The sequence below is a fragment of the Pseudomonas sp. PI1 genome, assembly GCF_000812405.1.
GTDB lineage: Bacteria > Pseudomonadota > Gammaproteobacteria > Pseudomonadales > Pseudomonadaceae > Pseudomonas > Pseudomonas citronellolis.
On sequence record NZ_JWMC01000004.1, the window covers coordinates 41965 to 54412 of the forward strand.

The following is a 12448-nucleotide window of genomic DNA, read 5'->3' on the forward strand; positions in this document are numbered from 1 at the left end:
TACGGGTCCTCAATTCTGCAGTTCGGCCTGGCTTTCCACGGGGTCGATCAGCACGGCGCGCTGCTGGCGCACGAGCAGGTCGAGGATCTGGTCCTGCTTCTCGCCGAGCACGCCGTTGAAGCTGATGCCGGAGGATTTGGTCGGGCCGAGCATGGCCACCTTGTAGAGTTCCAGCGACAGCGGCGAATCCACCGACAAGGGACCTGAGCCGTTGCCCACCAGCTTGCCGCCGACCACGATGAGCGACACCTTGGTGTCGAAGGGGTCGAGGTCGATGTTGCGGTCGGTGTTGGACAGGTCCTTGATGTGCCCGTACACGCCGATCAGCTTGTTGCCGGCGGCGAGGTTCTCGTACAGGCGGATGTTCACGCTGTTGCGGATGCGGATGCCGTGGCGCCGGTTGCCCAGCACCTGGTTGCCGTAGATCAGGTTGTCGCCGCTCTCGTACAGGGTGATGCCGTCGGAGTGGTTGCGGTACACCTCGTTGTAGGCCACCAGGTTGCGTTCGGAGTTACGGTCCAGGACGATCCCGGAGAGGTGGTTGTCGTAGGTCTTGTTGCGGAAGATCCAGCTGTCGTTGACCTCGCGCGAGACGATGATGCCGTGCTTCTTCTTCGTCCCGTACACGGTGTTCTCGGCGATGATCAGGCGGTGCGAGCGGTCGTGGGGGTCGATGCCGTAGATGACGTTGTCGCGGTAGGTGTTGCCGCGCACCACCAGGTCGTCGGCCTCGTAGCAGTAGAAGCCGTACCAGTTGTCGACGAAGGTCGAGCCGATCACCCAGCCCTTGGGCCGCGGACGCTTCATGGTCTTGTCCATGCCCGGGCTGTACTGCGAGATGGAGATGCCGTAGGCCTTGGAGGCGTTGTAGCCGAAACTGGTGAAGGTGCTGTCGACCAGGTAGGCCTCGGCGCCGCCCCAGGACACCAGGAACGGGCGGAACTCGTTGGGGCTCTTGAACCAGGCCGGCTCGCCGCGGGCTTCGTTCCAGGCGGTGACCTTGGTATCGCGCACGAACAGCTTGCCGTCGTTGACCAGGAAGGCGCCGCGGTCCTGGGACAGGCGCAGTTCCCTGACCTTGCCGTCGATCTCCAGGGTCGCGCCCTGGCTGACCACGATGGGCAGGCGGGCGACGAACACGCCGGGCTCGACCTGCTCCAGCGCCTTGCCGAGCTTGCCGGCCAGCTGCGCGAGGTTGACGTAGCCGCCCTCGATGAAGATGGCCTGGGGCATCTGCCGCTGGCGCTTGACCCACTCGGCCAGGCGGTTCTGCCCGCCGGTGAATTCCTTCAGCGGTTGCTGCTGCACCATGCGTTGCACCACTGCCTTGCCGCCGGGCTTGCGCACGATCTTCTTCGCCACCGCCTCGGCGGTGTAGCCGGAGAGGTCGGGCAGCTTCGGCGGGTCCAGGTGCAGCGGGCCCTCGGGCAGCGCGGTGACCGTGTAGTTGCCGGTTTCCTTGAGGCCCTGGACGTGGCCGGGCTGGTTGGCCGGCGAGGGCTGCTCGCTGGCGTCGGTGTCCTTGGCGTTGGCCGCCGGGGTCGAGGCCCAGGCGGGGCCCGTGGCGACCAGCAGGCCACCGAGCAGCAGGGCGGCCAGGGGTAGCGGATGGCGGTTCATGGTGGGTTCTCCCTGTGGGCGTGGAGCCGGAAGGCGCTGGGCCCCCGCGTGCGCGGGAGTGACGGTCGCCGGGCGGGGGATGCGAACCCCCACGCTCCCCGTGCCCGTTCGCACGCGGGAGGGGTTTTCCGTCATCCCCGCGAATGCGGGGAACCAGTGACTGCCAGCTCGCATCGCCCTGATCCTCAGAAGCGCCAGATGAAATCGACGAAGGCGTGGTGCATCGTCGAGTCGACGTGGCTGCCGTAGGCGTCGCCGGGCTTGAACACGCCGCCGCGGAAGCGCACCAGGGCCGAGGGCTCGTCGATGTACTGGCTCATCGAGGCGGGCAGCAGGCCCTGCTTGAAGTACTTGGTGACCACCAGGTCGACTTCCTGGCCGATGTCCTTGGAGTTGTTCTCCAGGGGCGCGGTGATGCCGCTGTTGCCGATGTCCGAGTCGCCGTCCACGCGCCAGAACTTGTGGTACACCACGCTGGCGTCGTAGTCGTCGCGCAGCTGCCAGGCGCCGAACAGGGTGGCGTCCTGCAGGTTGGAGAGTTCGCCGCGGAAGGCCTCGCCGAAGCGGTGCACGCGGGCGCGGGTGCCGGTGAAGTTGGAGCGGTTGCTCTGCAGGCCGGTCTGCTCGTACTGGTCCTCGCCGTCGTGGCCGCCGCCGCTGCCGCGGGCGTAGCCGACGCCGGCGCGCCACTGCTCGTCGATGTTCCAGCGCAGGCCCAGGTCGACGCCGTAGGCGTTGACGTCGCCGCTCTGCTTGCCGGTGGCCACGCGCTCGCCGTCCACCGCGGCGCTGGTCAGGCGGTCGCGGTTGCCGCTCAGCCAGGTGGCGCTGGCCCAGTAGTTCAGCGGCATCTGCGAGCGGTAGTTGTAGCCATCGCCGTTGGCCTCGATGCCGACCCAGGTGAGGTCGCCGGTGGAGCGCTTGTCCAGCGAGTCGATGGTTTCGCCCGGGTCCGGTAGGCTGCCGCTGTCATCGGCGTGGTGCAGGCGCAGGCCCACCCAGTGGTGCGGCGCCCACTGCGTGGAGATGTCGCCGAAGACGTGGGTGCGGTCCTCGTCTTCCGGCGCCAGGTCGGTGATGTCGGTGCGGTACTCGGAGAAGCGCTGGGCGGCGCCCAGGTGGGCGCGCAGCAGGGTGGTGTCGAAGGTCCAGTTCAGCGCCTCGATGTTGGTGTCCTGCCACATGCCGCTGTCGTCGCGCAGGCGCTGGCGGCCGAAGCGCAGGTGCTCGCCGGGGTACTGGGTGAGGCCGGCGTAGTCCACCCAGAACTCGCGCAGGGCGAGATAGGCGTCGTCCGGCTCGCGCTTGTTGTCGCTGCTGTCGCGGCCGCTGGCGTCGACTTCGTCGGACTGCAGGGTGTCGGTCTGGATGGTGTCGGTGGCGGCCACCGCCTGGCCCATCACGTAGGCGCTCCACTGGCCCCACTGGCCGAAGGCCCAGGGCCGCAGGTCGATGCCGATGCCGTTGAGGTCGCCGCCGTGGGCGGTGCCCAGGTCGCGGTCGTCCTCGGATTCGGCGGTGATCTTGATGTCGATGCCGTAGTTCTTCGGCGGCGTGTCGTCGGCCCAGGCGCCGGCGGCGAACAGGGTGCCGGCCAGGCTCATGCCGGCGCCGAGCATCGCCGGGAACAGCCGGGCGCGGCGGATGGCGCGGGCCAGGCGGATCGGTTGGAACAGCGGGGCGGAGGTCGGGTCGGGGCGCTTCATAGGCTTTCTTGTTCCTGTTCGTTCTGCATGAGGCTGACGGTGGCCTGCCAGTTGGCGCCGCGGGCCTGTTCCTCGCGCTTGAGCAGCTGCTGCGCCTGGCTCAGTTCGGCCGGCTGCAGCTGCGGTTGCAGTTCGCTCATCAGGTCGCCGGCCTGGGGTATCTGCTGGCGCTGCGCCAGGGTGCCGAAGACGTAGGCGTTGACGCGGTTGGGCTGCACGCCGCGGCCTTGCGACCAGAGCTGGGCCAGGGCCATGTCGGCGCTGGCCTGGCCTGCGCGGGCGGCGATCAGCAGGTGGTCGGCGGCCTTCTGCGGGTAGACCTTGCCGAGGAAACCGCGGCGGTAGATCTGCCCCAGGTAGTAGTGCGCCTGGGGTTCGCTGGCGGCGGCCTTGAGCAGGTGCTGCTCGGCCTTCTGCGGGTCCTGGGGCATCCACTTGCCGTCGTAGTACAGGCGCCCGAGCAGCAGCTCGGCGCGCGGCTGGGCGGCGTCCTGGGCCTTCTTCAGGTAGTCGAGCATCTGCTCGACGTCGCCCAGCTCGGGGTAGTCGTACTGCAGCTTGGCCAGGTCGACCCAGGCCGCGGGGTAGGTCGGCGCCAGTTCGTTGAGCAGGGCCTGGGCGGTCTGCGGGTCGGGCTTGCCGAGATCGGCGTCGGCCAATACCTGGGCCACCGATTCCACCCGCTCGGGCGGCACCCGGCCGGCCTTGTGCGCGGCGCGCAGGCGGTCGAGGTGGGCCTTCTGCTTGTCGGCGTTGCCCTGCACCTGATACACGGTGGCCAGCTCCATCCAGCACACGTCCATGCGCGTCAGCCAGCGCTGGCAGACCTGCTCGATCTCGCCCAGGTGCTGGTTGTAGGTGCCCTGGGTGCGGTACAGGATGATCTGCGCCAGGTCCGCCTGGGGCAGGCCCTGGGCGCGCCACTGGTCGATGCGCTGCTGCGGGTTCACGCCCGGCCAGGCCTGCGGGTACTGCAGGTAGAGCACGATCAGCGGCACCAGGGCGCTGTCCTCGCCTTCGTCGAAGGCGCGGTTGAGCAACTGCTCGGCCTCGCGGTGCTCGGCGTCGGTGGCGCCGGGCTTGGCCGCCAGCCACTTGCCCAGGCGCGCGCGGGCCCGCGGCGAGGTCTCGGCGGCGTCGCGGTAGAGCTTCTCTGCCTTGGCCTGGGCCGCGCTGTCGCCGCTGGCGGCCTGCATGTCGGCCAGGCCGATCTGCGCGTCGGTGTAGCCGAGGGTGGCCAGGGCCTGGTAGTTGGCCTGGGCGGTGGCGATGTCGCCGCGGGCCATGGCTTCGTCGGCCAGGCGCTGGTCCGGCAGGCCGGCGCAGCCGGCGGCCAGGCCGATGGCCAGGGCCAGGGCCAGGGCGGCGCCGCGCAGCGGATGGTGGGCGATGGCGTTCATGCTTGGGTCCTCAGCGCGCGGTGGCCATGGCCATGGCCTTGTTCAGCAGGGTGCGGCCGGGCAGGCCGCCGATGCTGACTTCCGCCGGGCGCCCGGCGAGCTGGCTGTCCAGCGGCTGCTCGGGCTGGATCTGCGCGCGGATCTCCGACGACAGGTCGCCGTCCACCGGCGCGGTGCGCAGGATGCGGCCGCTGCGCACTTCGCTGTCGCCGGCGACCTGGAAGTGCACCAGGGTGCCCGGCGAGAGTTCGGCGGCGTTGCGGTAGGCGAAGCGCGCCTCGACGGTGGCGCTGGCGTCGCGCGGGGCCAGGGTGAAGATCACGTCGCCCTTGTTGGCGTACTGGCCGTTGGCGACGCGCTGTTCGATCACCCGGCAGTCGCAGGGGCTGGTGAGGGTGCCCTTGAGCTGGTGGCCGAAGAGCTTCTCGATGTTGCCGGGGTTGAGCTGCTCGTCGGACAGGTTGCCCTTGAGCAGGTCCAGCAGGCTGGTGGAGAAGGTGGCGATGGGCGCGCCCTTGGCCACTTCGGCGTCCATCTGCACCAGGCTGTCGACGGTGCCCTCGCGGGGCATGGTGATCTGCTGGGCGGGGATGTTGACCACGCCGGAGTCGGCATGGGTGACGAAGTACAGGTTGTACAGCTGGTTGAGGATGAAGGCGAAGGCGCCGACACCGACCACGAAGATGGCGGTGCTCAGGGTCACCGCGCGGATGCGCCCGAAGAAGCCCATGCCGCCGCCGGCGCCGCCGTGCTTGCGGGCCTTGGTGAAGTTCTCGCGCTGCAGGGTGTTGAGCATGTCGCCGACGCTGACCACCTCGCCGGCCAGGTACGCGGTGATCAGGTAGCGCAGGGCGGCGACCTCGCGCGGCTTCAGGTGCTGGAACTCGCAGCCGGTGCGGCGGCTGTCCGGGTCGAAGGAGCGCACCTGGAACTCCACTTCCAGGGCGAAGCTGATGCTGTCGATCTGGAACAGCAGCTTGCCCTTGTGGATGTCGCCGACCTGGATCGGCGCGCCGCTGGCGGTGAAGGCGAAGCCGCCGGCGGAAAGGTCCAAGAGCCTTGCGTCGACGCCCTCGCGGTTGGCGCCGATGTAGCGGATGCGCGCGGGCAGCTTGACCCGCGCGTGCTGGCGCTGGGCTTCGGATTCGTGCACGACGTTGACGTTGACGGCGGTATTCATGAAGTCGGTCCTATGTTCGAAACGGGTCGGATCGGCCGCGGGCCGGTTGCTCAAGGGGTCATACGATCGTCAGGAGTACGGCGACGAACACACTGGCGGCAGAGAAGGTCATGGCGCGCGAGGACCAGGTGTTGAACCAGCGCTGGTAGCTGTTCAGGCCGCGGTCGAGCTTGGTGCTCTGGCGCGTCCAGGACTGCTGGTCGAGGCGGAAGAACACGTAGATCTTCACCAGGGCGCCGACGATCTGGTTGTAATAGAGGATCAGCGGGTAGGCCGGGCCGATCGGGTGGCCGGACAGCGACAGCAGCAGGGTGAGGATCAGGCGGGTGATGCCGATCCACAGCAGGTACACCAGCAGGAAGGTGATGCTGTACTTGATGCTGGCGATGATCGCCGCCACCAGGCCCAGCAGGCAGGTCCACATGGACAGGCGCTGGTCGAACAGCACCACCGTGGTGAACCAGCCCAGGCGCCGCGGGCCCAGGGCCAGGGCGCGGGAGTTCTGCCGCAAGTTGTTGCCGTACCAGCGGAACATCAGCTTGCGGCTGGCCTTGATGAAGCTCTTCTCCGGCGGGTGCTCGACGGTGTTGATGGCCGCGTCCGGCACGTAGAAGGTGTCGTAGCCCAGGCGCATCAGGCTGTACCAGCTGGACTTGTCGTCGCCGGTGAGGAACTGGAAGCGCCCCAGGCGCCAGTGGTCCAGGTGGTCGGCCTCGACGTCGGCGATGAAGTCGGGGTCGGTGACCACCGCGGCGCGGAACACCGACATGCGCCCGGTCATGGTCAGCACGCGCTTGGACAGGGCCATGGAGCACATGTTGATGTGGCGCTGGGCGAAGCGCAGCTTGTGCCACTGGCTCATCACGTAGCCGCCCTGCACCTCGCAGAATTCGTTGGTGGTCAGGCCGCCGACCTGGGGGAACAGCTTGAACCAGCGCACCGTGGCTTGGACCACGCCGGGCTCGAGCACGGTGTCGCCGTCGATCACCGCCACCACCGAGCCTTCGTCGGGCATGTGCCGGGAGATGGCGCGGAAGCCGTGGGCCAGGCCGTCGCGCTTGCCGGTGCCGGGGATGCGCACGAAGTCCAGCTTCACGTGGGCGGGCGGGTTGAGCTTCTGCCACTGCTGCTTGATCAGCACCTCGTCGGACATCTCGACGATGGAGCAGACCACGGTGGTCGGGTAGCCGCAGGCGATGGCCTCCTGGATCACCGAGCGGTAGACCATGGAGGTGGTCATGGCGTCGATGCGAAAGCTGGTGACCATCAGGTAGACGTGGGACGGGTCCGCCGCCTTGCCGAGCTTGCGCAGGCGCCGCTTGTAGTGCGGGTAGACGACGTGGAGGAAGAGCATGCCGCGCAGGAAGTGCAGACCGCCCATGGAATAACGCCAGATGCCCACCGCGCCGATGATCAGCAGGAAGTCGCGGGCATTGGGGTCGAACACCGTGGGGGGCACGATCAGCGCCAGGCCCATCAGCAGGCAGAGGAAGGCCAGCCAGCCGGTGGCTTCGCCGAGGGCTCGTTTGTATGCGTCCATGGTCAGGTCCGTCAGTCGCGTCTTGGCTTCGTGGGAACAGGTGGGCTCTTCGCAGGAGCGAGCAAGCTCGCTCCTGCGAAGAGCCGGCGGCGCTTACCAGCAGATGCCTTCGGCGCGCTCGTCGGAGCCGTGGGACATGAAGCCGATCAGGTCGACCACCTTCTTGCCCTGCGGCGCCTGGTTCACCACGTCGACGAACAGCTCGTCGCCGTTGCCCAGTACCAGCACGTCGGAGGTCTTCACCACCTGGTCGAGGTCGGAGACCAGCAGCGAGGAGACGTGGGGGATCTTCGACTCGATGTACTCCTTGTTCGCGCCGTGGACGCGGGCGTACTCGACGTTGCGGTCGAAGATCTGCAGCTCGTAGCCCTTGCCGATGAGCATCTCGGCCAGTTCCACCAGCGGGCTCTCGCGCAGGTCGTCGGTGCCGGACTTGAACGACAGGCCGAGCAGGCCGACCTTGCGGCTGCCGTGGGCGGTGATGATCTCGAAGGCCTTCTGCACCTGGTAGGCGTTGCTGCGCATGATCGAGCCGATCATCGGGTGCTCGACGTCCAACTGGCCGGCGCGGTAGGTGAGGGCGCGCACGTCCTTGGGCAGGCAGGAGCCGCCGAAGGCGAAGCCGGGCTTCATGTAGTAGCGCGACAGGTTCAGCTTGCGGTCCTGGCAGACCACGTCCATCACCTCGCGGCCATCGACGCCGACGGCCTTGGCGATGTTGCCGATCTCGTTGGCGAAGGTGACCTTGGCGGCGTGCCAGACGTTGCAGGTGTACTTGATCATCTCCGCGACCTCGATGGACTTGCGGATGATCGGCGCGTCCAGCTCGCGGTAGATTTCCTCCAGCAGGTCGCCGGTCTGGGCGTCCAGCTCGCCGATGACGGTCATCGGCGGGAAGTCGTAGTCCTTGATCGCGGTGCTCTCGCGCAGGAACTCGGGGTTGGTGCCCACGCCGAAGTCGACGCCGGCCTTCTTGCCCGAGCAGTCCTCGATGATCGGGATCACCACGTTCTTCACGGTGCCCGGCAGCACGGTGCTGCGCACCACCACGGTGTGACGGCCGGCCTTCTCGCGGATGGCGTAGCCGATCTCGCGGCAGACGCTCTCGATGTAGCCCAGGTCCAGGTCGCCGTTCTTCTTGCTCGGGGTGCCGACGCAGATGAAGGAGACGTCGCTGTCCAGCACCGCCTGCTTGAAGTCGGTGGTGCCCGACAGCCGCGAGGTGCGGATGCCCTGTTCCAGCAGGGGCTCCAGCCCCGGTTCGACGATGGGCGACTTGCCGCGGTTGATCAGGTCGATCTTGGTGGTGGAAACGTCCACGCCGATCACTTCGTGACCACGGGCGGACAGGCAACCGGCGCATACTGCACCGACGTAGCCAAGACCAAAGATGCTGATACGCATCGTATTCACCTCTGCTTTGTCGAGCTGTTAAAAGTTGGCCTTCTGGCCAATTCCCTTTTGCTGCGGCGCCCCTATCAGGCGCGCCGCTTCAGGCAGTCCGTGAGTGACTCGAATTTTCTGCACTCAATTCGGGCAGAGTTCCGCGGCATGCACTTTAATGTTTCAGGGTGATTGCAAAGTTAGAACTAATTGCACTCTTCTGATGCACTAAAGTTTGCTTTGGAGTTCTGCATTAATTTCATAACTCATTGAAATTATTCAGGTTGAACGAGTCCCTCGAGCAGCGCTCGATGCGTTTTCGAAAAACCTGGTTATGGGCAACAAACCCATGATGGGCGTTGCGGAAGTAGGATGTTCGAGGCCGCTCGATAGTTCCTGCCACCCATCCTGAGGAGTGGTCGGAATTAAATATCCAATCGCCATCAAATAAGGCGCTTTTGATATCAAGCTGAAACACGACTGTCGTTTTTGGCGGACTTGCAAAATGCAAGGATTGGAAAAAGTTCCGCGGTGATTCAGCCGTTTTACACTTCGTTCAGCTGCCGTTCAGGATGACGGGGAGGGTGTTTCAAGGTATTTCGTGCAACTTGCAATCGTGAATTGCATGTAATGGCGGGGTGCTTTTAATGGCCAATGGATTACATGCGCGATGGCAAAAAAGGCGCTTTTCTGCCGTGGTGATGGCGCGCGGGAGCGAGAAAAATTTTTTCAATGTCTTGGCTGTTGCCGACGAACGGTAGCCTTGACCATTTTCGCCGTGTGGGTAATTCGGCGGCACATGGGGGCTGGAGGGGGATCGACGGTAGCGGGGGAGGGGGCGTGACGGCCGTTTGGCCGCCACTTTCGGGGGCAGGTCAGGCGTCGGGGTGGTCGCGCAGGAACACCAGGCGGTCGGCGGAGGACTCCTCGGCGGCGAAGCGGTAGCCGGCGTAGTCGAAGTCCTTCAGGCCCTCGGGGTCGGTCAGGCGCTCCTTGATCACGTAGCGCGCCATCAGGCCGCGGGCCTTCTTGGCATAGAAGCTGATGATCTTGTACTGGCCGTTCTTCAGGTCCTTGAACTCGGTGTCGATGATGCGGGCGTCCAGCGCCTTGCGCTTCACCGCGCCGAAGTATTCGTTGGAGGCCAGGTTGAGCAGCACGGCGTCGCCCTGCTCGGCGAGGTCTTGATTCAGCCAGGCGCTGATGCGCTCGCCCCAGAACTCATAGAGGTTGGCGCCGCGGGCGTTGGCCAGCCGGGTGCCCATCTCCAGGCGGTAGGGCTGCATCAGGTCCAGCGGCCGCAGCACGCCATAAAGGCCGGAAAGCATGCGCAGGTGGCGCTGGGCGAAGTCGAAGTCGGCGGCGTCGAAGTCCTCGGCGGCAAGGCCGGTATAGACGTCGCCCTTGAAGGCCAGCAGCGCCTGCTTGGCGTTGGCCGGGCTGAAGTCGGGGTGCCAGCTGGCGTAGCGCGCGGCGTTCAGGCCGGCGAGCTTGTCCGACAGGCTCATCAGGCTGCCGATCTGCGCCGGAGTCATCTCGCGCAGCACGCCGATCAGCTCCTGGGCATCGTCCAGGTGCAGCGGCAGGGTGTGGCGGTCGGTGACCGGCGGGGTCTCGTAGTCCAGGGTCTTGGCGGGGGAAATCACCATCAGCATCGTGCGGTCTCCTCGAAGCGTCGGGCGATTGTAGGGAGTTGCCGGGGCCGGCTCCACCCATGGGGACGATAGGCGGGGCCAATGAGGAGGGGCGCGGGGAGACCGTCGGGCGCGGATAAGCCGATGATCGGATTAATAAAATTAGCGCCGTAACGCAGCCGCGCCAAGGTATTTCGTCAGCCGGCGAAAAAAATCCGCCTGATAAGGAAAAAGACTTTCTACCGTCACAATTTTTCCTGTATTTCTGGAGCCGTAGACCGCCGAACCCTGCAGACAGGTGGCGGCCCCGGCCCGTCCCTTGCTTGCACCTCTCTCGAGCCCCGGCATCGAGAGCCGGCGTCTCACCGCACGGCGGAGCGCTGTCACGGCATTCCGTCGTAACGCCCCCAGAATGAGGTGACACGCGTATGGATGACCACGGACGTTCCAGCACCACCCAGCCGATCTTCTACGTCCTCGACACCAACGTTCTGATCCACGATCCCAACGCCCTGCTCAACTTCCAGGAACACCACGTCGCCATCCCGATGACGGTGCTGGAGGAACTCGACAAGCTCAAGACCGGCAAGCACTCCGTCGCCGCCGAATGCCGCCAGGCCATCCGCCTGATCGACCAGGTGCTGGGCGAGGCGAGCCCGGAGCAGGTGGAGGACGGGGTTCCCATCCAGCGTGGCAAGAGCGGCCCCTGCGGCAGCCTGTCGATCCTCATGAGCAAGCGCGCCGAGCCGATCACCTGGCTGCCGGAGCACCTCAACGACAACAAGATCATCAACCAGCTGGTCGAGCTGCAGAGCCGCAACAGCAGCCGCCGGGTGGTGCTGGTCACCAAGGACATCAACATGCGCCTGAAGGCGCGCGCCTGCGGGGTGGCGGCGGAGGACTACCACACCGACCAGCTGATCGACGACGTGGCCCTGCTGCCGCGTGGCTACCACTCGCTGAACGGCTCGTTCTGGGACCGCGTCAGCAAGGTGGAGACGCGCCAGGACCACGGCCGCACCTGGCACCGCGTGCAGCTCACCGACAACCTGCCGGCGGTGCACATCAACGAGTTCATCGTCGACGAGCAGGGCTTCGTCGGCTGGATCAAGGGCATCCAGCAGGACGAACTGCTGATCCTCGACCTGCACCAGGAGCCGCTGCTGCACCAGGAAGCCTGGGGCCTGCGCCCGCGCGACCTGTACCAGTCGCTGGCGCTGTACGCGCTGCTCGACCCGGACATCCACCTGGTCAACCTGTCCGGCGCCGCGGGCTCGGGCAAGACCATCCTGGCGCTGGCCGCGGCCATCGAGCAGACCATGGTCACCAAGCGCTACCGGCGCATCATCGCCACCCGCAGCGTGCAGGGTCTGGACGAGGACATCGGCTTCCTGCCCGGCACCGAGGCCGAGAAGATGGAACCCTGGCTGGGCGCCATCACCGACAACCTCGAAGCCCTGCATTCGGACGACGAATGCACCCACGGCAGCGTCGACTACATCCTCAGCAAGGTGCCGCTGCAGTTCAAATCGCTGAACTACATCCGCGGCCGCAGCTTCCAGCAGAGCCTGATCCTCATCGACGAGTGCCAGAACCTCACCCCGCACCAGATGAAGACCATCATCACCCGCGCGGGCAATGGCTCGAAGGTGATCTGCCTGGGCAACCTGGCGCAGATCGACACCCCCTACCTGTCGGCCACCAGCTCCGGCCTGACCTACCTGACCGAACGCTTCAAGGACTTCCCCCACGGCGTGCACGTGACCCTGCAAGGGGTACCGCGCTCGGTGCTGGCGGAGTTCGCCGAGGCGCATCTGTAAATGCGGAACCGGCCGGGCTCCTGCTGGGCTGGCCGGAGTACGCGAGTCTTCCCCGATGCACGGACAACCCCCTCTCCCTTCAGGGAGAGGGCTGGGGAGAGGGTTACGGACTTCGCCGCTGCTCCAGCGCTCGGCCTGAACTCGCCCCCCACCCTAACCCTCCCC

General features: G+C 66.4%; 8 protein-coding genes. 1 reads left to right on the top strand and 7 read right to left on the bottom strand.

Annotation, left to right across the window (positions count from 1 at the left end):
* Positions 1-9: 9 nt before the first annotated feature.
* From algG to yaaA, 7 genes are all read right to left on the bottom strand, one after another.
* Complete coding sequence (algG, locus tag RN02_RS01275) at positions 10-1620, bottom strand: mannuronan 5-epimerase AlgG (RefSeq protein ID WP_043312656.1); 1611 nt, start codon at positions 1618-1620, stop codon at positions 10-12.
* A gap of 185 nt (positions 1621-1805) precedes the next feature.
* Entirely contained in the window at positions 1806-3239 is a 1434-nt protein-coding gene (locus RN02_RS01280) for an alginate export family protein (protein WP_043312662.1), read from the bottom strand.
* Between the two features lie 83 nt (positions 3240-3322).
* Positions 3323-4726 carry an alginate biosynthesis TPR repeat lipoprotein AlgK gene (algK, locus tag RN02_RS01285; RefSeq protein ID WP_052267621.1) on the bottom strand — a complete coding sequence of 468 codons (1404 nt, stop codon included), beginning with the start codon at positions 4724-4726 and terminating at the stop codon, positions 3323-3325.
* A gap of 10 nt (positions 4727-4736) precedes the next feature.
* Positions 4737-5906, bottom strand: coding sequence for an alginate biosynthesis protein Alg44 (locus RN02_RS01290; RefSeq protein ID WP_009616087.1), 1170 nt, complete (start codon positions 5904-5906; stop codon positions 4737-4739).
* 58 nt (positions 5907-5964) lie between these two features.
* A complete protein-coding gene (gene alg8, locus RN02_RS01295; protein ID WP_043312657.1) occupies positions 5965-7446 on the bottom strand; it encodes a mannuronan synthase in 1482 nt (493 codons plus the stop codon).
* Between the two features lie 93 nt (positions 7447-7539).
* The gene (gene algD, locus RN02_RS01300) at positions 7540-8850 is read right to left on the bottom strand and encodes a GDP-mannose 6-dehydrogenase (protein ID WP_043312658.1); all 1311 of its coding nucleotides are present in this window, start codon (positions 8848-8850) and stop codon (positions 7540-7542) included.
* An 854-nt stretch (positions 8851-9704) separates the two neighbouring features.
* A complete protein-coding gene (gene yaaA / locus RN02_RS01305) occupies positions 9705-10484 on the bottom strand; it encodes a peroxide stress protein YaaA (RefSeq protein WP_043312659.1) in 780 nt (259 codons plus the stop codon).
* Between the two features lie 407 nt (positions 10485-10891).
* On the opposite strand from yaaA, the gene RN02_RS01310 reads away from it, so the two are divergent.
* On the top strand, positions 10892-12283 hold the full coding sequence (locus tag RN02_RS01310) for a PhoH family protein (protein ID WP_009616091.1): 1392 nt from the start codon (positions 10892-10894) through the stop codon (positions 12281-12283).
* Positions 12284-12448 lie beyond the last annotated feature (165 nt).

Coding starts and splice junctions, on each gene's coding strand:
- yaaA (WP_043312659.1), bottom strand. CDS start 10,484: ATGCTGATGGTGATTTCCCCCGCCAAGACCCTGGACTACGAGACCCCG.
- RN02_RS01310 (WP_009616091.1), top strand. CDS start 10,892: ATGGATGACCACGGACGTTCCAGCACCACCCAGCCGATCTTCTACGTC.
- RN02_RS01290 (WP_009616087.1), bottom strand. CDS start 5,906: ATGAATACCGCCGTCAACGTCAACGTCGTGCACGAATCCGAAGCCCAG.
- RN02_RS01280 (WP_043312662.1), bottom strand. CDS start 3,239: ATGCTCGGCGCCGGCATGAGCCTGGCCGGCACCCTGTTCGCCGCCGGC.
- algG (WP_043312656.1), bottom strand. CDS start 1,620: ATGAACCGCCATCCGCTACCCCTGGCCGCCCTGCTGCTCGGTGGCCTG.
- alg8 (WP_043312657.1), bottom strand. CDS start 7,446: ATGGACGCATACAAACGAGCCCTCGGCGAAGCCACCGGCTGGCTGGCC.
- algK (WP_052267621.1), bottom strand. CDS start 4,726: ATGAACGCCATCGCCCACCATCCGCTGCGCGGCGCCGCCCTGGCCCTG.
- algD (WP_043312658.1), bottom strand. CDS start 8,850: ATGCGTATCAGCATCTTTGGTCTTGGCTACGTCGGTGCAGTATGCGCC.